This window comes from Rhodococcus sp. BH5 (assembly GCF_027583855.1).
GTDB classification, from domain to species: Bacteria; Actinomycetota; Actinomycetes; order Mycobacteriales; family Mycobacteriaceae; genus Rhodococcus_F; species Rhodococcus_F qingshengii.
The window spans coordinates 736,167-754,768 of record NZ_JAJHVW010000001.1 but is presented as its reverse complement, the minus strand read 5'-3'; the positions used below and the strand labels follow the sequence as shown (position 1 = coordinate 754,768).

Below are 18,602 nucleotides of genomic sequence, written 5' to 3'. Positions count from 1 at the left end.
AGGGTGACGGTTGCCGCGCGGTAGTGCGGCGATCGCCCGGCTAAACTTGCAGTGAAGCTATGAAAGAAGGCACAGACGTGACCATCCCTATCGGACTGGGAATGCCCTCGGCACCCGCAGCGATTCTTGCTCCTCGACGCAAGACACGGCAGCTGCAGGTCGGCACGGTAGGTGTGGGCAGCGATTTCCCCATCTCGGTGCAGTCCATGTGCACCACGAAGACGCACGACGTCAATGCAACGCTGCAGCAGATCGCGGAACTGACCGCGTCCGGTTGCGACATCGTTCGTGTCGCCTGCCCGCGTCAGGAAGACGCGGACGCGTTGTCGATCATTGCGAAGAAGAGCCAGATCCCGGTTATCGCCGACATCCACTTCCAGCCGCGCTACATCTTCGCGGCAATCGATGCGGGATGCGCTGCGGTGCGCGTCAATCCGGGCAACATCAAGGAATTCGACGGCCGTGTCAAAGAGGTGGCCAAGGCTGCCGGTGACGCAGGCATTCCGATCCGTATCGGTGTCAACGCGGGATCGCTCGATCCTCGGTTGATGGAGAAGTACGGCAAGGCGACGCCCGAAGCGTTGGTCGAGTCCGCGCTGTGGGAGGCCGGGTTGTTCGAAGAGCACGGCTTCGGTGACATCAAGATCTCCGTCAAGCACAACGATCCGGTGATAATGGTCGAGGCTTACCGCCAACTCGCCGCCAAATGCGATTACCCGTTGCACCTCGGCGTCACGGAGGCAGGGCCGGCGTTTCAGGGCACGATCAAGTCCGCGGTCGCCTTCGGTGCGCTGCTCGCGGAGGGTATCGGCGACACGATCCGGGTTTCGCTCTCGGCCCCGCCGGCCGAGGAAATCAAGGTCGGTAACCAGATTCTGCAGTCTCTGAACCTGCGTCCCCGCAAGCTCGAGATCGTCTCTTGCCCCTCGTGTGGCCGTGCACAGGTCGATGTCTACACGCTTGCCGACGAGGTCTCCGCCGGCCTCGAAGGCATGGAGATTCCGCTGCGCGTGGCAGTCATGGGTTGCGTCGTGAACGGACCGGGTGAAGCGCGTGAGGCCGACCTCGGTGTGGCGTCCGGCAACGGCAAGGGCCAGATCTTCGTCAAGGGCAAGGTCATCAAGACGGTGCCCGAGGCGCAGATCGTCGAGACGTTGATCGAAGAGGCGATGAAAATTGCCGAAAGCATGGAGGGTGACGCTTCGGAGGGTGCGCCGGTCGTTACCGTGAGTTGAGTGATTGCCGGATGAATCTTCCCCGTCGGTGTCAGGTTCGTGGCAATCTGAGTGCATCATGATCGGGTAGTGATATTCGTGGACGCGCAGTCGAGTCGAGGGGGTTGACGGATGCTCAAACTCCTCGGAGCCAAGCAGGTCGGAAGTCGAGATCTCGAAGACGTCCGACGGGTACTCGACGCCGATCCGGTGGCGGCCTGCATGATTGCCGCGCGCGTCGAAGAATGCGGCGTCGACCCACGAATGATTCACGGCGAGCTGTGGAGTCGAGGCGGGCCGTTGTCCTCACTGTGCTTTGCCGGGGCGAATCTGGTTCCGCTTCGAGGCGATCCGGATGACATTCGGGCATTCGCCGACCGTGCCTGTCGGATTCCGCGCATGTGCTCGTCAGTGGTCGGCCGCGCCGAATTGGCGTTGCCGCTGTGGGAGATGCTCGAGCTCGATTGGGGAACTGCGCGGGAGGTTCGCCCCGAACAGCCGTTGCTCGCGGTTTCCGAGCCGTTGGCGTGTCCGTCGGATCCGCTGGTCCGGCAGGTTCGCTCGGACGAACTCGAGATCTATCTGCCTGCCGCGATCGCGATGTTCATCGAAGAGGTCGGAGTCGACCCGCGTGCCAACGACGGTGGGCGCGGATACCGGCACCGTGTCGCCAGCCTGATCGCCGCTGGTCGAGCGTGGGCGCACATCGAGGACGGCCAGGTCGTTTTCAAGGCGGAGGTCGGTTCGATGTCTGCTCGCTGTGGCCAGATCCAGGGTGTGTGGGTCAACCCGGAATTTCGTGGGCAGGGCTTCGGCGTGACCGGTACAGCGGCTGTAGCGGAGTCGATCATGGCGACCGGTCGCATTGCGAGCCTGTACGTCAACAGCTTCAATACGATTGCGCGGTCGACCTATTCGCGGGTGGGGTTCCGACAGGTCGCGACCTTCTCGACGGTGCTGCTCGACTGACCGTACAAGCTGCGTGCAATGGTCGCGCCTACGCTGGGTGGAGCATTTGTCGCCCTACTATGGGGCTCGATGAACACTCGGCATTTCTCTCGTAGTCGCTCGGCCCAACTGTTGGCCTCCTGCACCGTGATTTTCTTGGCGGTGGGGATCAGTTCGTGTACTCCGAAACCCGCCGGCCCCGAGCCCGTCGCGCAGCAGTTCCTGAGTGCGTTCGGTGACAGGGATATCGACGAGGCAGCAAAACTGACGGACCGGCCTGATTCCGCGGGTCCTGTATTGAGTGACACCTGGGATGCGCTCCAGGCCGAGTCGATGACTGCCGAGACCACGTCGGTGAAGATGAACGGTGACACTGCGACGGTCGGCTACACCTACGAGTGGCACCTTCCGAAAGACCGTGTGTGGACGTACGACGGCGAGCTGCAGATGGGACGCAAGGACGGCGACTGGTCCGTCCGGTGGAGTTCGACGGACGTTCACCCGCGCCTCGGTGACAAGCAGACGATGTCGTTGCGGGCAACCGCGGCGCCGCGAGCGCGGGTCAACGAGCATTCGGGCACGGATGTCCTGGTGCCGGGAATTGTCTACCGAGTGAAGTTCGATCGCTCCAAGAGCAACGACATCATTGGTTCCGCAAACAATCTCGCAAGTGTTCTCGGTCGGTTCGATTCTTCGCTGACGGGTCAATCGATCGCCGAATCCTCGACGGCCGTCAAGGGCGACTATCTGGTGACCCGCCTGCGCAGTGACGACTACGACCAGGTATCGGCGCAACTGGGAGCCATCTCGGGAGTCTCTGTCTCGGACGAATCGGATCTCGTCTCGACGGACCCGGAGTTCGCGCCCGACCTTCTCGGGCAGATCAAGAAGACGATCATCGACGAGGTCGACGGCAAAGCCGGCTGGAGTGTCGTCACGGTCAACCAGAACGGCGTCGACACCGATGTGCTGACCGAGACTGCGCCGCAACCTGTTCCGTCGTTCAGTATCAGTTTGGACCGCAACATTCAGATCGCTGCTCAGCGTGCCGTGAACGTGAACAAGGATCAGGCGATGATGGTAGTCATCGAACCGTCGAGTGGGGCGATCCTGGCTGTCGCACAGAACAAGGCAGCAGACCGCGACGGACCGGTCGCGACGATGGGTCAGTACCCGCCCGGTTCGACGTTCAAGATCATCACGGCAGGCGCCGCAATTTCGACCGGTCAGGCGACCCCCGACACGATGGTGCCCTGCCCGGGCCGGATCGAGATCGGTGAGCGCAGCGTCCCCAACTACAACGAGTTCTCACTCGGCACGGTGCCGATGGCAACGGCCTTCGCGCGTTCGTGCAACACGTCCTTCGCCAAGCTGGCCAGCGAGATGCAACCAGACACGTTGACCACTGCCGCAGCGCAGTTCGGCATCGGCCAGGACTACAACGTGGTGGGATTGCCGATCGATTCCGGTTCGGTGCCGCCGGCGTCGGACCTGGTGCAGCGGACCGAAGACGGGTTCGGTCAGGGAAAGGTCGTGGTCAGTCCGTTCGGAATGGCGATGGCAGCGGCGACGGTCGCGAACGGTTCGACTCCGGTGCCGCAACTGATTTCAGGGCGCGAAACCACCATCGACGGTGAGCGCCCGGCGATCTCGCCCGCCATGGTCGACGGCCTGCGCGGCATGATGCGACTCGTGGTCACCAGCGGTACTGCAGAACGCGTCGAAGATCAGGGTGAGGTGTACGGCAAGACCGGGGAAGCCGAGGTCGAAGGGGGATCGCACGCGTGGTTCGTCGGCTATCGCGGGAACCTGGCCTTCGCGACTCTGGTTGTGCGGGGCGGAAGTTCGGACAACGCCGTCGCAGTCACCCGCGACATGCTCACCGCCCTGCCTGAAGGCTACTGACCCGTCAGGGGAGCAGTCCCAACCTCCGGGCGGTCACCACGGCTTCGTGGCGTGAGCTCGCGTCCAGCTTTCCCATCGCGCTTCGCAGATAGCTCTTGACTGTTTCAGGGCGAAGGGAAAGCCGTTGGCCGGCTTCGATGTTGGTGCAGCCGAGTGCGACCTGAGAGAGAACATCCACTTCACGCGGGGTGAGCGTGACGTCGGATTCGGCGTCGGCGGTGGGACGGAGCAGGTTGGCCAAACGCTGGGAGAGTCCGCGGAGTTTGGTCTGCAAGTCGGTGTCGGTGACGGTCTGGGCGACACTGCGTAGTTCGGCGTGGACTCCGCGGATCTCTTCCGAAGACATACCGTCGGCGGTAGTCGCGGCGGCGGCCTGCAGTAGTTGCAGGCGACGATCGACTTCGTCGCGGATGGCGAACTCCATCCCGAGACGCCGGGATGCGCCGACCATGACGTCTGCTGTGCGGTCACCCAACGGAGCGGAATCTCGGATCGCGGCGTAGAGCACAGCGCGCGATTTTCCCGAAACCATGACCGGAACGGCGATGATCGAATGCAGGCCCTCGCTGAGAACAGGACGGTCGAAGTGATGAGTGATGGACTGCGAATTGCCGTAATCGTTGACGGTGATCGGTGAACCCTGGGCTACGACGCGTCCGCCCATGCCCGAGCGCGGCGGGATGGCCAAGCCCTTGAGGTTGTTGGTGCGGGTGCCGACGAATTCGCTCAGGTGCAGGGTTCCGTCCTGGACCTCGCCTCCGAACAGCACGGGAACAACGCCCTGAGCTGCGATTGTGCGGAGTTCACCTCGCATTGCGTCCCCGTCGCGGGGGCGCAGAAGTGACGAAGCATGTCGGTTCACGCAGGTACCCCTTTCTGGGGGTAGTGAAGTTCTCTTGTGAGCTAGATCATAGGGGGTGAACAGTACGTATGACGAGCCGCCAAACGTAACCGGTCGGGCCAACCATACGACGATCGATAAGGAGCAAGTTGATGAGCACCGATCCCACCGCACGGGTGCGCGAGCTGCTGGACCAGTACGACACCCCGCATGCCAGCGCCGCAGAATTGCTCTGCGATCGGCATCCCGCGGATGGCGTTGCATTCACCGTCGTCGAGGCAGACCTTAGCTCGGTGGACCTCACTTACGGTCATCTACGTGAGCAGTCGGCGCGTTTCGCGGCAGCTCTGGCCGACCTCGGAGTCGAGCCGGGTGACAACGTCGCGACCTTGATGGGTAAGTCTGCGGACCTGGTGGTCGCGCTCCTCGGAATCTGGCGCCGCGGAGCAGTCCACGTGCCCTTGTTCACGGCGTTCGCTTCGCCGGCCATCGCTTTCCGCTTGACCGCCAGCGGCGCGAAGGTGGTCATTTCCGACGCCAATCAGCTCGAGAAGCTCGCGCCGGGAGAGGACATCCCCGCCGACGCAGCATGGCAGGTCATCGTCGCGGGCGGCGCGGCCGGTGACGAGTTGGACTTCGACGCACTTGTCGCAGCTCAGGATGCCGAAGACCCGAAGGGCGCTGCTCAGGCAGTCGGCGGCAACGCACCGATGGTGCAGTTGTTCACCAGTGGCACCACGGGAACACCCAAGGGCGTGCCGGTTCCGGTGCGCGCGCTCGCCTCGTTCCACGCCTACCAGGAGTTCGGCCTCGACGTCCGAGAGGACGACGTGTTCTGGAACGCCGCAGACCCGGGCTGGGCGTACGGGTTGTACTACGCGTTGCTCGGCCCGCTTGCCGCCGGCACGCGAAGCTTGCTGCTGCACGCCGGGTTCTCCGCGCCGCTGACGTGGCAGATCATCGAGAAGTTCGGTGTCACCAATTTTGCCGCCGCTCCGACCGTCTACCGCAGTCTGCGTGCCGACAAGGCTCCCGTTCCGGAAGGCATCTCGCTGCGCCGCGCGTCCTCGGCCGGTGAGCCCTTGACTCCGGATGTTGTTGCGTGGTCGAAGAACTCGTTGGGCGTCGAGGTCCGTGATCACTACGGCCAGACCGAGCACGGCATGTTCATCGTCAACGCCTGGGCCGACGGACTTCGCGACGATGTCCGTCCCGGATCCATGGGTCGTCCGTTGCCGGGTTGGTCTGCCGCTGTGCTGGAAGACAATTCGGATGACATTGCACCGGCCCGCACTCAGGGACGCGTGGCGATCGATACTCACAACAGCCCGTTGATGTGGTTCACCGGGTACGTCGATGCGCCGGAGAAGACGAAGCAGCGATTCAGCGAAGACGGCCGCTGGTACATCACCGGTGATGCGGGAATGACGGACGAGGACGGATTCTTCTTCTTCTCCTCGCGCGACGACGACGTCATCATCATGGCGGGCTACCGCATCGGTCCCTTCGACGTCGAGAGCGTGCTGGTCATGCACGAGCACGTCATCGAGGCCGCCGTGGTGGGCATGCCCGACGAGTTGCGTGGTGAGGTTCTCGAGGCGTTCGTCGTTCTTCGCGAAGGTGTCGACGGTGACGACGAACTCGAGAAGGAACTGCAAACACTGGTGAAGAAGAAGTTTGCAGCGCACGCATACCCACGCACGGTGCACTTTGTTCCGAACCTGCCCAAGACCCCGAGTGGCAAGGTTCAGCGGTACATCTTGAGGAAGGGATAAACCCCTGCTGTGCGCCTTTATTAACCCCCGGCGGTTAATAAAGGCGCACAGCAAGGTCAGCGCCGACGAATTCTGCCGACCACCATGAGGGCGACCAGGGTGACTGCAAGCAGCAGTGTCGTATTTGCTGCGGCAAGAAATACCTGGCCACGGTCGGTGAGTCCGAAGATGCTGACCGGCAAGGTCTTCCATGTCGCCGGGTAGACCATGACCGTTGCGCCCAGCTCACCCATCGACAGTGCGATGGAAAGCCCGGCGGCCGCACCCAACGCTGGGAGCAGCAGCGGTAGCGTTACCCGTGTCAGCACCCGCACCGGGCCGGCGCCGAGTGATTCGGCAGCTTGACGGTAGGCGGGATCGAGCCGTTCGAGCGCGGCCGATACGGAACTGAAGGCAAAGGCAAGCACCAAAACCGTGTGAGCGAGAATCACGATCCACTTGGTGCCGCCGAGCAGTAGCGGGCGCTCGTTGAAAGTGATGAGCAGACCCAAGCCGATCGCGACCGACGGAACCGCAATCGGTAAATGGAATACGGCATCGGTGATGCGCCGCAGCCACATCGGTGCCTCACGCGAGGCCAGCGCGGCCCACGTTCCGACGATCAATGCCAATGCCCCCGCGATGAATGCAGTCTGCAAACTGACGATCAGGCTGGCGAAGTTCTCGTCGGACAGCGCCGTGGAGAAGTTCTTGCCGCCGAGATTCGACGGGAGTGGTCCGGTCCACGATCCGGCCAAGGCAGCCGCGACGACGGTGGCGATGGGCGCGACGAAAACCACCGCGACGACCAGGGTGAAGAATCCGAGTACGAGGGCCCTAGAGCTTCGTGTCCACAGCAGCACGGCTGCCTCCCATCAATCTGTTGAAGGTGAATCGGTAGAGGCAGTACAGGCCGAGTGAGAGTGCGACCTGGACCGTCGCGATCACTGCCGCGCCGGGCAAGTCGAAGGTGACAATGCCGCGGGTGTAGATGAGGACCGGCAGAGTTACGACGTCTTTAGCCCCGGTGAAGAGCACGATGCCGAATTCATTCAGCGTCATCAGAAGCACGAGCGATCCACCGGCCAGTAGGGCCGGCCACGCTTCCGGCATCACCACCTGTCGCAGAACTCGGACGGGTGACGCGCCGAGACTGGCTGCCACGTCGAGTTGTTCACGCGGAATCTGGGTGAACGCTGCCAATAGCGGACGCACGACAAAGGGTGTGAAGAAAGTGATTTCGGCCGCGATCACACCGAACGGAGTGTTGAGGAAATTCAGTGGGCCGCTCGCATCGCCGGTGATGCGGACGATCAAGGCGTTGACGGCGCCGGCTGTCCCGTACAGGAACGTGAACGCCAGCGTGATCAGGAAAGACGGCAGGGCGAGCACCGTGTCGATCAATCGCCCCACCACCTTGGATCCGGCGAACGGAACGAAGGCCAGCACCAAGGCGAGGAAGGTTCCCAGGATCAGGCAACCCAGGGTCGACGCCACGGCGATTTGGATGGTCCGCCAGAGCGCGGTTCTGAACAGTTCCGAACCGAGCACCGAAGACCACGTGGACAACCCGGTGCCATCTGCGGTGCTCAGAGATTCCGTGAGGACACGCGCAGTGGGATAGACAGCAAACACGAGGACAAGAAGCAGTGGTGGCAGCGTCCAGCCGATCCGGCGCCACGCGATCGGGTCTTTGTGCTGGGGCGCAGCGGTTTCGGGGCGTTCCAGGGTTGTCGTCATGGGTGGCGATCCGCCGGAACCAGGACACTGCCGTCCGTGGGCAGGACGACGCCCACTTCGGTGTCGACCGGTCGTTCGTCGTGCCCTGGAACATCCGCGTCGACGCGGACATCGTCGAGGCCACGTACAGCCAGCGTCAGACGCGTCGTGGAACCGCGCCAGACGCTCGAGACGATGCGCGCCGGGAATGATCCTCGTGCGCCGAGGCCGGTTACGGCTACCGCGTGTGGACGAACACACAGGTAGGCGTCCATGTCGGACTCCCATTCGATGTGCCCGATCTCGGGCTGCGGGGCGTGAGCAGTGAACGGCGTGCCACCGATCGAGACCAGCGCGGAGGTGCCGATGACGCGTGTGACGGTGCAGGGCAGTAGGTTGGCACCCCCGAGGAACGCCGCGGTGAAGCTGGACGGCGGACGTTTCCACAAGGCCTCAGCGGTGTCGATGTCCGCGAGTCTGGCGTTGCGCATCACTGCGATTCGGTCTGCGAGCGCCAGGGCTTCACTCTGATCGTGCGTCACATAGAGCATGGCTGTGTCAGGTAGTGCTGCGCGCAGTCTCGCCAGTTCACCGAGCATGCTCTCGCGAAGTTGAGCATCCAGGGCGGCCAACGGTTCGTCGAGGAGGAGTACTCCAGGGCGAATTGCCAACGCTCGGGCAATGGCGATTCGCTGCTGTTGACCGCCGGAAAGTTCACGGGGAAGCCGCTTTCCGTACGCCGACATCCCGACCATGTCCAGGGCTTCGGCCACGCGAGGGCCGATCTCCGACCGCGGCACGCGATGGGCTCGGAGTCCGAAGGCTACGTTTTCGGATACACGCATGTGCGGGAAGAGAGCGTACGACTGGACGACGACGCCGATACCGCGTTGTGCGGGAGGCAGATTGGTGATGTCTCGGGTGCCGAGCTTGACGGAACCGGACGTGGGGCGGACAAATCCCGCGAGGGCCTTCAGGGCGGTCGACTTGCCGGATCCACTGGACCCCAGCAGTGCCACAGTTTCACCGGGTGCCACTCGCAGATTGAAATCGACGAGTGCATGGGTTGCGGTCTTCCCGCGGCCGTAGGCGACGTTGACGCGATCGAAGGTGATGGCCGGAGCAGAATGTTCGATCGCTCCGTGAACACCGACGGTCTCGGGGAGCGTCCGCCCTAGTCTGGTTCTTGCCATGATCAGCTCCCGGTGGCTTTCTGGTATGCGGCGATGTCGGCGTCGAGCGAGCTAAGGACGTCGTTCCAGTTCGGGGTCCACACGTTGACGCCCTGCAGAACTCCGGAAGGCGTGTTCTTGTCGGTGGATTCACCGGCAGCGCTTCGGACGTCCTCGCGGACCGATACGCCGAGTGCATCGGTGGCGACGGTCTTCTGGGATTCTTCGGAGAGCAGGAACTCCATCAACTTCTTGGCTTGTTCGCTGCTCGGTGCGCTCTTGGCGAGGCCCATCACGTAGGGCAGTGCAATGGTGGTGCGAGTGCCGTCGGCTCCAGCGGGGAAGAAGATGTCGAACTTCGATCCGTCGTCGGCGATGGAGGCGAGGTTCATCTGGACGTCACCGTTGGCGACCAGCAGCTCTCCGTTACTGACCTTGGGCTGGAGCTTTCCGGTGGAAGACGAGGGTCCGACGTTGTTGGCCTGGAGCTTTCCGAGGTAGTCGAGTGCTCCTTCCTTACCCATCAGGTGCTGGAGCAGCAAGAGCACCGCGGTGCCGTCGCCGGCCTGGCCGGGCGTGGAGTACTGCAACTTGCCCTTGAACTGGTCAGTGAGCAGATCGTCCCAAGATTGTGGGGCGGGTGATGCAGTCGGATTGGCGATGAACGAGAGGTAATTCTCGACGACGGGCACGTACTTGCCGGCGTCGTCCTTCTCGTCGGCAGGAACGGCGGAGGTGTCGATTCCGCTGGGCTCGAGCAGACCTTGGGCGTCGGCCTTCTGGATGAACGGGGGCAGCGTGATGATCACGTCTGCCTGTGGGTTGGACTGCTCCTTTTCGACGCGGGAGACGACCTCGCCGGATCCGGCTTCCACGAGGTTGACGGCGATACCGGTCTGCGCGGTGAAGGCGTCGAATCTTCCCTTGTACCAACCGGACAGACCGTCGGCGCTGTAGACGGTGACGGTCTCGGTGTCTGATCCGGCAGCAGTGCCGGTGCCACCGCAGGCAGTGGTGAACGAAAGGACGGACACGGCGAGAGCGGCCGCAGCGATGCTCGGGCGTAGACGCATGACGATTCCTTTTTCGGAGGTGAGATCAGGAGTGGGTGAGGAGTTCGGCGAACTCCGTCACGGACGGGACGATGTGGGTGGCTCCGGCGTCGCGAAGCTGTTGCTCGTCGTGTGCGCCGGTCAGAGTTCCGGCGACGACGGATGCGCCGGAACGAATGCCGCTGAGCACGTCGTTGGACGTGTCGCCGAGTACGGCGATCTGGTGGACGTCGTCGATCGAAAGTTTGAGCAGGGCAGTCAGAATCAGGTCGGGGTACGGTCGACCGCGACCGGCCTCGGCGGGGGAGAGGGTGAGATCGGCGAGGGTTTTCCAGCCGAGCGCGACGAGGAGTTTGTCCTGGGTCGATCGGCTGAACCCGGTGGTCAAGGCAACTTTGATGCCGGCCTCGCGCAAAGTGGTGATGGCTTTCTCGGCGCCGGGGATCGGTTCGGCCAGGCCCTGGTCGATGAGGGAGTCGTACGTGGTTTCGAAGGCGGCGTTCGCGGCCTGGGCGCGGTCTTCGTCACCGAAGATCGCCCGGAACACGACGATCTTCGACTGGCCCATCGTGTCGAGGACGTACTGGCGAGCGGCGTCGGCTTCCGGGCCTTCGGCGGGCAGTCCGCCGGCTTCAGCGGCGGCAGCGAAGGCGCGAAGAACCAGTCCGTCGTCGGCGACGGTGGTGCCGGCCATGTCGAGAACGGCAAGGGTGATCGGAGACATGAGAAGTCTTTCTTGTCGGAGAGATTCAGAGACCGAGCTGGTCGGCGGTTTGTTCCGCCAGTGCCGGGCCGAGCGTCATACCGCGGCCACCGGGGCCGGCAACCACCCAGACGTTGTCGGCGGCTTGTGCGCGGTGAACAAGTTGTGAGGGGTCGATGCACTGGCTGTAGACGCCCGCCCAACGCTTGACGATTGGCGGAAGATCGCGTCCCAGAAGTGTTTCCACGACTCCGGACAGATGGCGATAGGGCGCCTCGTCGACATCGAAGTCGAAGGGTTCCTCGTATTCGTGGGTGTCGCCGATGGTCAGCCCGCCGTGCAAGCGCTGCACGCACAGGAGTTGCATGCGGTGCTCCTCGGCAGTCGGTTCCTGCGGCTGTACTGTACGGAGGTGATCGAGGGCAGATCCGGCGAAACCCGGGTAGTAGCGGAAGCTGTCACCGTCAGCGATTGCGGTGGTGAGCTTTTCGCCGAGGGGGGCGCTCTGCATCATCTGCAGGCGCACACGGCGCAATGGGAGATCGCCGGCGAGATCGCGAGCAAATCCGCCGAGTGTTGCTCCGGGGCAGACGATCACGAGATCGGCGTCGAAGCTGCGACCGTGGTCGTCGCGGATGTGTGCGCCGGAGGTGGTCGTCGTGATCTCGCGGGCTTCCGTTCCGGCGTGGAAGGTGTAACGGCCGGTGGATTCGAGGTAAGAACGGATGGCGGGGAGCGCTTGCCGTGACTCGACAGCGGCGTCCAGCGTGCAGTGCAGTCCGCCGAGAAACTTGCCCCGGAGCGCGGGGTTGACGACGCGAACGGCGTCGGGATCCAGAAGCGCGAACCCTCGGTTGTCGGCGTCCGGCCGAGAGAACGCTTCCTGCGCGACCGCGACCTCCTCCTCGGTGCGCATGAGGGTGATGGAGCCGGCTGGGCGGTATCCGACGCCGGGGACACGGGCGGCAAGGTCTGCCCACAGTTCGCGCGAGCGCAGCGCAGCTTCGAGTTCGTGCGGGGCTCGCCCGGATACCCAGACGAGGCCGAAGTTCCGTACCGTGGCACCGCGGGCTTCGGGCTCACGTTCGAGATGGATGACGTCGTGTCCCCGACGGATTGCCTCGTCGGCGTGCGCCGTTCCGAGGATCCCTCCGCCCACAATCAAAATTCGCATGTAGAAATAGTGACGTTTGGTCTAGACCAATAGGGGGAATCGAGACGAACTCCAGGTTAACAATTGGTATAGACCGAATTCTTGTACGCTTGCGCCATGAATCAGCAGACGTCCACCGGGCCGGGGACCTCGAGCGTCGTGATCGAACCGGAGTTGAAGTACTACCGGGTGCGCACCGAGATCGAGACCATTCTCAGTGGGCTCGAGGAGGGCGACGCAGTCCCGTCCGAGCGGGAATTGGCGGCGCGGTTCACAGTCGCTCGCGAGACGGTCCGTCAAGCGCTTCGTGATCTTCTTGTCGAAGGGCGAATCGAGCGGCGGGGGCGGGGCACTGTCGTCGCGAGTCCGAAGTTGGTTCAGCCGCTATCGATTCGTTCCTATACCGAAGGTGCTCTGAGCGCTGGGCGAGTACCCAGTCGTAAGGTTGTGACCTTCGAACGAATGTCGGCCGACGACGGTCTCGCCACGGAATTGGGTATCGAACCAGGTGACAGCGTCGTTCATCTCGAGCGTGTTCTCTTCGCCGACGGAGAGAAGATCGGACTCGAATCAACGTTCCTGCCGGACAGCAGGTTCGGTGAGATGCTCGACGCTTTCGATGCGACGACGTCGCTGTACGCGGCTATCCGTTCCATCGGCGTGGTCTTTGCCTCCGCAACCGAACGGATCGAGACGGTGCTCGCTTCACCGCGGGAGGCAACCCTCGTCGAGTCCACCACCTCGATGCCGATGCTTCTATTGCACCGGACGTCTGTCGACCCGGACGGTGTGCCGATCGAGCGCGTTCGTTCGCTCTACCGCGGCGACCGTATTGCCTTCTTGACGACTCTTCGCGAGTAGGAGGGGCGTCGAGGGGGTCTGCTGTTACCGGGAACGATAGGCACTCCCAGGCCCGTGGAATCTGTTCTGTACTGGACTCCATCAAACGGGAGGACAGTGAACATGGGTGACAAGAAGGTCTGGTTCGTAACCGGCGCAGGCCGGGGGATGGGAGTCGATATTGCTCAGGCGGCTCTTGCCGCCGGGCACGCGGTGGTGGCAACGGGGCGTGATGCGGACCGTGTTTCTGCAGCGATCGGTGCGCATGACGACCTGTTGGTGGTTGCCTTGGACATCACCGACGATCAAGCCGCATATGCTGCGGTGGACACGGCAGTTGCACGATTTGGTGGAATCGATGTACTGGTGAACAACGCCGGAAACTTCTACGCCGGGTTCTTCGAGGTTGTCAGTCCGGCGCAACTTCGCGCTCAGATGGAGACCAACTTTTTCGGGCCGATCAATGTGACACGGGCGGTGTTGCCGGTAATGCGTAGGCAACGGAGTGGACGTGTCGTGACTGTCAGCTCGCTTGCGGGCCTGGTTGGTCAGGAGTTTTGCGCAGCCTACGCGGCGTCGAAGTTTGCGCTGGAGGGTTGGATGGAATCATTGCAATTCGATGTCGAACCGTACGGAATCGGGACGATGATCGTGGAGCCGGGATTCTTCCGGACCGAACTGCTTGTCGAGGGTGCGTCGTCGGTCTGGCCGGAATTGTCGATAGACGATTACGACGCTCGGACCGGCGAGACCGTCGAAGCGTGGAAGAGTATGAACGGTGCCCAGGGCGGGGATCCGGTGAAACTTGCCGCGGCACTTGTGGCACTTGTCGATTCGCCGCTACCCCCACGTCGTTGGGTCGCCGGTGCCGATGCAGTGTCCGTGGTTGAGCAGAAAGCCCACCAACTACTCGATCAAGTTGAAGCCCATCGCGGTTTGTCCTCGTCGCTTGCCCACGTGGACGTGACGACCTGATCCGAGTTTGTCAGGTCACGGGAGTGAGGTGAACATGTCCACGAGCCCCTGGGGTGCGTTCTCGCCGAAGCACATGTCCAGTCCATCAGCGGACTGTTGTGCCGCCGCGGCGCTGCGTGGGAATAGGCGCTCTTCGTAGACAGCTAGCCCTTCCTCCGTGCTGCTGTGCGACGCGATCGCCTGGCCGAGTTCCGCGCCGTCGAGCATTGCCAGGTTCGCACCCTCTCCGGCAAACGGCGACATGACGTGTGCCGCGTCCCCGAGCAGAGTGACCCCGGGAGTACGGCTCCAACTGTGGCCGATGGGAAGGGCATGGATGGGGCGAGGGGTCAGCGAGCTGTCGGCTTCGACGATCAGTGAACGCAGTGACTCGTCCCAGTCCGAGAAGTGTTCCAGCAGAACCTTCTTCGCGATGTGATCGTCGGAGAAGTCGACACTCGCTGCCCAGCTCTCGGGAACTCGCAGGGCGGCATAGATGTGCAGACTGTTGTCGGTCTCACGGTGGGCAAGGAAGCCCTTGTCGGCACTGAGTGCGAACATCATTCCGCCGCCGACGGTTTCAGCGGCATCCACGTGCTGGTTGTCGGCGGCGTCGAGGTCGAACTCCACGAAAGATATTCCGGTGTACGCAGGAGTGTCGTTTGAAACCAATGGACGGATTTTCGACCACGCACCGTCGGCGCCGACCAGGAGATCGGTGGTGAAGTGGGTTCCATCCGCGAGGTGAACTTCGTGTCGACCATCCGGCAACGGATGAGCACTGCGGACCTTGGCTCCCCAGTGGATTGTTTCCTTCGGAATTGAGCTGAGCAGTAGGTCACGCAGCTGGCCGCGGTCGATTTCCGGGCGGTCGCCGTCTCCGGTGTCCTGCTCGCTCAGGTGCACGACGGCATTTCGATCGAGGACGCGTGTCTCTTCCCCGCCTTGATGAACGAGGGCGCGGAACTCCTCATAGAGGCCGGCGGCACGAAGCGCGATCTGACCCGAGTCTTCGTGGATGTCGAGCATCCCGCCTTGAGTTCTGGCTGTCGGTCCGGATTCGAGATCGAATACCGCCGAATCGATTCCGCGGAGATGGAGGACTCGGGCGAGGGTGAGGCCACCGAGGCCGGCGCCGATGATTGCGATGGGGTACTGGTTCATGGTGGGTTCCTAAGAAGTGAGTGGGGTGTTCTCGATGCCCGTGATGAGCGTGCGGAATCCCCAGGAGAGGCGCGCCGAGGGTTCACCGGCAAGTAGAGCTGTTGCATGTCTTGCGACGAGTGGGTGCGTCTGCGGGTTTGCGTTCTGGATTGCGTCGGTCAACGCGCTCCATCGGGCATCCGCGTCGGCGGAATTGTTCGGCGCCGAGTGTTCGGCAGCAGTGGACGTCGCGTACTGCAGTAGCAAGTCCACGCCCCACGCGGCTTGACCTGGAGGGACTTCGCCTTCGTCGAGCAATGCCAGCAGGCGCTCGAGCAGGCGTACGTAGTGAACTCCGCTGGGTCGGGAAACGAGTGCCGACTGGGCGAGACCGGGATGATCGAACAGCACGGCCGTGTACGAGGTCAACACCCGTTCAAGGCGAGCTTGCCAAGTGCCGGAGGAATTTTCGGCGAGGTCGACCACTCCGAGAAGTGTGTCCAGAACGGCGGCGTGCAATTCGGCGGTATTGCGCACGTACACGTACATCGATGCCGGACCGGTGTCGAGTTCGAGGGCGAGTCGACGCATCGTCAATTTCTGCAAGCCCTCCGACCGCAAGATTTCCACCGCGGTACTGACGATGCTCTCGCGTGTCAGAGCGGGTTTGGCCGGACGATTGCGACGGCTCGACGGACTTGTTGGCTGAGTGGGCATGATTTCACCGTACACGAACATGTTCGTAACGAACATGTTCGTTGGATCACGCACTGAACGTCCACCGCTGTGCGGAGCCATATCGGGAGCGGTGGGTTACATGCCTGTACCGCCGGAGAGCATTGCGATCGTCAGTAGGATGCCACCCACAATCCCCACGAGCGGGCTGTCGCTGTCGAGAAGCCAGTCGTTCAACGATCCCATGAGTGCCTCTTTCGGGTTTCGATCTGTCGACGGTCGAGCCTATCGACAGATCGAAACCCGAGATGTCACTTTCGTCCGAATTGTGGATCGGACCCGAGGTGATCAGCCGTAGACGTTGCCCGGGCTGATCAACTTGGTGATCGGCACCATCAAAGCACTGGTCAGGTCGGTCTCTCCGTCGATGTCGGTGTTGATGAAGACGACCAGGGTTGTGTCCTTCTCGGGCAAGTAGACCGAGACTGTCTTGTAGCCGGGCAGGCTTCCGTTGTGACCGATCCAGCCGCCGCTGTTGAACAAACCGAGTCCGTAGCCGGAGCTGTCGTCCCCTTCGCTCAAGCTCACGGTTTGCAGGCGCTGCTTCTGAGTGGCGTCGGTCAGGAGATCGCCTTTGGCCAGCGCCGGAACCCAGATGCGCATGTCGTCCAACGACGAGATCATTGCACCCGCGGCGCCGCCCCACGACGGATTCCAGTCCGTCGCCGCGGTCACGGATTCGTCGAGCGTTTGGTTGGTGTACCCCTGAGCGTGTGGTGTCGGGAACGCGTTGGTGGTGGGAAAGCTGGTGTGCTCCATTCCGAGTGGTGTCGTGATCTTGGTGTCGATGACTTCCGACAGTTTTGAGCCGGAGACCTTTTCGATCACCATGCCCAGCAGAACAGTGTTGGTGTTCGAATAGTCGACGGTGGTCCCTGGTCGAAGTTGGAGTGGGAGGTCCTTGACGTACCCGACGAGTTCCTCCGGTGTGAAAGTTCGGCGGGGATCCGAAAGATATTCCATCACAAACTGTTCGGACGTCGTGTAGTCCACGAGGCCGCTGCGCATTCCTGCCAGGTGACGCAAGCTGATCGCATCACCTTCCATGACGCCGTCGACGTACTTGGAGATCGGATCATCGAGACCGATCTTTCCCTCGTCGACCAATTGCAGCAGGGCGGTCACGGTAAATGTTTTGGTGACGCTGCCGATCCGGTGGTAGAAGTCGGTTTCCATCGGCGCTTTGGTTGCCGTATCCGAGACTCCTGCAACCTTGACGTAGTTGCCGTCGGGCCCCCAAATGCCCACCATCGCACCGGGAATCCCGGTCGAATTCACCGCTGCGTCGACGATCGAATCGAGCTGGTCGGTGATGGTCGAGTCCATGATCTTGTCGGATGTGTCTGTGGATTTGTCCGTGCTGCAGCTGATTACAGCTCCAACCATGGCGCTGCACAGGCAGACAAGCAGGATGCGTCTTGCTCCGGTTTTCATGAGTCGAACTCTGCCCGTCCGAGGGCACTCACACATCGACCCCGGGTACGGCAGACGCAGTCCCCAGGTACCTCCTCAACCGGTACCGGGGGACTACGGAACCCTGGCCTGAACCCTTGACTTGGGTCAGAGCCCGCCGTCGAAGAACGCCGCCAGGGCCAGCGCGGGGTCTGCCGCGGTGCCCATATTTGCTACGCCGACAACGATCAATCCCAGCGTGAACAGTGCAGTGAGAAGACCTATCGACCCCGACATGAATCTCGTCCGTCGCTCGGATCGTGCCGTTCTCGCGAAGCGTGCCCACACGACCACAGTCACGGCCAGTGATATTGCTGCCGCGATCAGCGCGATCACCGCCATGGCCAAGTGATACCGCGCGAAGTCGCTGATCATCAGTTCGAGGGCGGGACTTTGCTGATTTCCGGTGCCCGTCGACTGAGCGAGCTGTTGTCGGACCTGCCCGACAGTGTCGCCAAGTGCCCCATCCGCCTGGGCCACGGGCAACATCGAGATCAGCGAAGAGAAGGGTGCAACGACACCTTGGATATTTGCCATCACGAGTACCGAAGAAAACATCGCGAGGAGCGTGACCAGCGCTCCCGCCGAGACGAATGCGAGTTTCTTTCCAGCCGTCAGAGGGCCGGCGTTCACGAACGACGCCTTGAGCATCCGGCCGAGTGCGAGTAGAACCGTCAGCAGGATTACCGCGATCACGGCCTTGGCCACGTGGTACCGCAGCCAGTAGTCGACAGCGGGCTCCAAGCTCGGCGAGAAGGCTTGGACACCGGAACTCCAGTATTCGACGAACGCGGCGCGGACCGTGTCGACGAGTTCTCCCTGGTCTGCGTACCCATCACCCGGCCTACTCGTCAGCATGCCCGGGGCGAGAACGAAGGCAGCGGAGAAACCGGCGACCAACGCGATCAACGCGGCGATCTTGCGACCGGAGGACTGCGTCGAGCGCGACGGCCCCGCAGTGTTGTGCCGTGAAGAATTGTGCAGTGGGATTCCTCCAGCGTGATGAGCGATCATCTG

General features: G+C 62.6%; 17 protein-coding genes. 6 read left to right on the top strand and 11 right to left on the bottom strand.

Features of this window, described 5'->3' with window-relative positions; genetic code table 11:
- Positions 1–77: 77 nt before the first annotated feature.
- The 3 genes from ispG (at position 78) to RhoBH5_RS03385 (ending at position 4,067) form a co-directional block, all read left to right on the top strand.
- Entirely contained in the window at positions 78–1,235 is a 1,158-nt protein-coding gene (gene ispG / locus RhoBH5_RS03395) for a flavodoxin-dependent (E)-4-hydroxy-3-methylbut-2-enyl-diphosphate synthase (RefSeq protein WP_007734888.1), read from the top strand.
- 111 nt (positions 1,236–1,346) lie between these two features.
- Positions 1,347–2,183, top strand: a complete 837-nt coding sequence (locus RhoBH5_RS03390; RefSeq protein ID WP_003942692.1) for a GNAT family N-acetyltransferase — start codon at positions 1,347–1,349, stop codon at positions 2,181–2,183.
- A gap of 69 nt (positions 2,184–2,252) precedes the next feature.
- Positions 2,253–4,067, top strand: coding sequence for a penicillin-binding transpeptidase domain-containing protein (locus RhoBH5_RS03385; protein WP_042450801.1), 1,815 nt, complete (start codon positions 2,253–2,255; stop codon positions 4,065–4,067).
- A gap of 4 nt (positions 4,068–4,071) precedes the next feature.
- Here the strand turns inward: RhoBH5_RS03385 and RhoBH5_RS03380 are convergent, their stop codons facing one another.
- Complete coding sequence (locus RhoBH5_RS03380) at positions 4,072–4,881, bottom strand: LuxR C-terminal-related transcriptional regulator (RefSeq protein ID WP_042450799.1); 810 nt, start codon at positions 4,879–4,881, stop codon at positions 4,072–4,074.
- Positions 4,882–5,060: 179 nt separating this feature from the next.
- On the opposite strand from RhoBH5_RS03380, the gene RhoBH5_RS03375 reads away from it, so the two are divergent.
- Positions 5,061–6,683: an AMP-binding protein gene (locus RhoBH5_RS03375; RefSeq protein ID WP_003942743.1), complete on the top strand. Its 1,623-nt coding sequence runs from the start codon at positions 5,061–5,063 to the stop codon at positions 6,681–6,683.
- 56 nt (positions 6,684–6,739) lie between these two features.
- Here the strand turns inward: RhoBH5_RS03375 and RhoBH5_RS03370 are convergent, their stop codons facing one another.
- The 6 genes from RhoBH5_RS03370 to RhoBH5_RS03345 are packed head-to-tail and all read right to left on the bottom strand — an operon-like array spanning position 6,740 to position 12,482.
- Positions 6,740–7,525 carry an ABC transporter permease gene (locus RhoBH5_RS03370; RefSeq protein WP_003942733.1) on the bottom strand — a complete coding sequence of 262 codons (786 nt, stop codon included), beginning with the start codon at positions 7,523–7,525 and terminating at the stop codon, positions 6,740–6,742.
- On the bottom strand, positions 7,500–8,402 hold the full coding sequence (locus RhoBH5_RS03365) for a 2-aminoethylphosphonate ABC transporter permease subunit (protein ID WP_042450795.1): 903 nt from the start codon (positions 8,400–8,402) through the stop codon (positions 7,500–7,502). Before RhoBH5_RS03365 ends, RhoBH5_RS03370 begins: the two co-directional genes overlap by 26 nt.
- Positions 8,399–9,574: an ABC transporter ATP-binding protein gene (locus RhoBH5_RS03360; protein ID WP_270007952.1), complete on the bottom strand. Its 1,176-nt coding sequence runs from the start codon at positions 9,572–9,574 to the stop codon at positions 8,399–8,401. The genes RhoBH5_RS03365 and RhoBH5_RS03360 overlap by 4 nt, the downstream gene beginning before the upstream one ends.
- 2 nt (positions 9,575–9,576) lie before the next feature.
- Positions 9,577–10,626 carry a 2-aminoethylphosphonate ABC transporter substrate-binding protein gene (locus RhoBH5_RS03355; protein WP_003942754.1) on the bottom strand — a complete coding sequence of 350 codons (1,050 nt, stop codon included), beginning with the start codon at positions 10,624–10,626 and terminating at the stop codon, positions 9,577–9,579.
- A gap of 25 nt (positions 10,627–10,651) precedes the next feature.
- Positions 10,652–11,329 carry a phosphonatase-like hydrolase gene (locus tag RhoBH5_RS03350; RefSeq protein ID WP_042450793.1) on the bottom strand — a complete coding sequence of 226 codons (678 nt, stop codon included), beginning with the start codon at positions 11,327–11,329 and terminating at the stop codon, positions 10,652–10,654.
- Between the two features lie 25 nt (positions 11,330–11,354).
- Positions 11,355–12,482 (bottom strand): TIGR03364 family FAD-dependent oxidoreductase, encoded by a 1,128-nt coding sequence (locus RhoBH5_RS03345; RefSeq protein WP_047271315.1) that lies wholly within the window; start codon positions 12,480–12,482, stop codon positions 11,355–11,357.
- 96 nt (positions 12,483–12,578) lie between these two features.
- On the opposite strand from RhoBH5_RS03345, the gene RhoBH5_RS03340 reads away from it, so the two are divergent.
- Both RhoBH5_RS03340 and RhoBH5_RS03335 read left to right on the top strand, forming a co-directional pair.
- Entirely contained in the window at positions 12,579–13,322 is a 744-nt protein-coding gene (locus RhoBH5_RS03340; RefSeq protein ID WP_007734901.1) for a GntR family transcriptional regulator, read from the top strand.
- A gap of 102 nt (positions 13,323–13,424) precedes the next feature.
- Positions 13,425–14,276 (top strand): SDR family oxidoreductase, encoded by an 852-nt coding sequence (locus RhoBH5_RS03335; protein ID WP_270007951.1) that lies wholly within the window; start codon positions 13,425–13,427, stop codon positions 14,274–14,276.
- A gap of 15 nt (positions 14,277–14,291) precedes the next feature.
- On the opposite strand, the gene RhoBH5_RS03330 is transcribed toward RhoBH5_RS03335, so the two are convergent.
- The 4 genes from RhoBH5_RS03330 to RhoBH5_RS03315 form a co-directional block, all read right to left on the bottom strand.
- Complete coding sequence (locus RhoBH5_RS03330; protein WP_270007950.1) at positions 14,292–15,419, bottom strand: FAD-dependent oxidoreductase; 1,128 nt, start codon at positions 15,417–15,419, stop codon at positions 14,292–14,294.
- Positions 15,420–15,428: 9 nt separating this feature from the next.
- Positions 15,429–16,115 carry a TetR/AcrR family transcriptional regulator C-terminal domain-containing protein gene (locus RhoBH5_RS03325; protein ID WP_270007949.1) on the bottom strand — a complete coding sequence of 229 codons (687 nt, stop codon included), beginning with the start codon at positions 16,113–16,115 and terminating at the stop codon, positions 15,429–15,431.
- Positions 16,116–16,421: 306 nt separating this feature from the next.
- Complete coding sequence (locus tag RhoBH5_RS03320; RefSeq protein ID WP_039973450.1) at positions 16,422–17,567, bottom strand: serine hydrolase domain-containing protein; 1,146 nt, start codon at positions 17,565–17,567, stop codon at positions 16,422–16,424.
- 126 nt (positions 17,568–17,693) lie between these two features.
- On the bottom strand, positions 17,694–18,599 hold the full coding sequence (locus RhoBH5_RS03315) for a hypothetical protein (protein ID WP_270007948.1): 906 nt from the start codon (positions 18,597–18,599) through the stop codon (positions 17,694–17,696).
- Positions 18,600–18,602: the final 3 nt, after the last annotated feature.

Coding starts and splice junctions, on each gene's coding strand:
- RhoBH5_RS03345 (WP_047271315.1), bottom strand. CDS start 12,482: ATGCGAATTTTGATTGTGGGCGGAGGGATCCTCGGAACGGCGCACGCC.
- RhoBH5_RS03375 (WP_003942743.1), top strand. CDS start 5,061: ATGAGCACCGATCCCACCGCACGGGTGCGCGAGCTGCTGGACCAGTAC.
- RhoBH5_RS03325 (WP_270007949.1), bottom strand. CDS start 16,115: ATGCCCACTCAGCCAACAAGTCCGTCGAGCCGTCGCAATCGTCCGGCC.
- RhoBH5_RS03335 (WP_270007951.1), top strand. CDS start 13,425: ATGGGTGACAAGAAGGTCTGGTTCGTAACCGGCGCAGGCCGGGGGATG.
- RhoBH5_RS03365 (WP_042450795.1), bottom strand. CDS start 8,402: ATGACGACAACCCTGGAACGCCCCGAAACCGCTGCGCCCCAGCACAAA.
- RhoBH5_RS03330 (WP_270007950.1), bottom strand. CDS start 15,419: ATGAACCAGTACCCCATCGCAATCATCGGCGCCGGCCTCGGTGGCCTC.
- RhoBH5_RS03380 (WP_042450799.1), bottom strand. CDS start 4,881: ATGCGAGGTGAACTCCGCACAATCGCAGCTCAGGGCGTTGTTCCCGTG.
- RhoBH5_RS03350 (WP_042450793.1), bottom strand. CDS start 11,329: ATGTCTCCGATCACCCTTGCCGTTCTCGACATGGCCGGCACCACCGTC.
- RhoBH5_RS03390 (WP_003942692.1), top strand. CDS start 1,347: ATGCTCAAACTCCTCGGAGCCAAGCAGGTCGGAAGTCGAGATCTCGAA.
- RhoBH5_RS03315 (WP_270007948.1), bottom strand. CDS start 18,599: ATGATCGCTCATCACGCTGGAGGAATCCCACTGCACAATTCTTCACGG.
- RhoBH5_RS03340 (WP_007734901.1), top strand. CDS start 12,579: ATGAATCAGCAGACGTCCACCGGGCCGGGGACCTCGAGCGTCGTGATC.
- RhoBH5_RS03360 (WP_270007952.1), bottom strand. CDS start 9,574: ATGGCAAGAACCAGACTAGGGCGGACGCTCCCCGAGACCGTCGGTGTT.
- RhoBH5_RS03385 (WP_042450801.1), top strand. CDS start 2,253: ATGAACACTCGGCATTTCTCTCGTAGTCGCTCGGCCCAACTGTTGGCC.
- RhoBH5_RS03355 (WP_003942754.1), bottom strand. CDS start 10,626: ATGCGTCTACGCCCGAGCATCGCTGCGGCCGCTCTCGCCGTGTCCGTC.
- RhoBH5_RS03320 (WP_039973450.1), bottom strand. CDS start 17,567: ATGAAAACCGGAGCAAGACGCATCCTGCTTGTCTGCCTGTGCAGCGCC.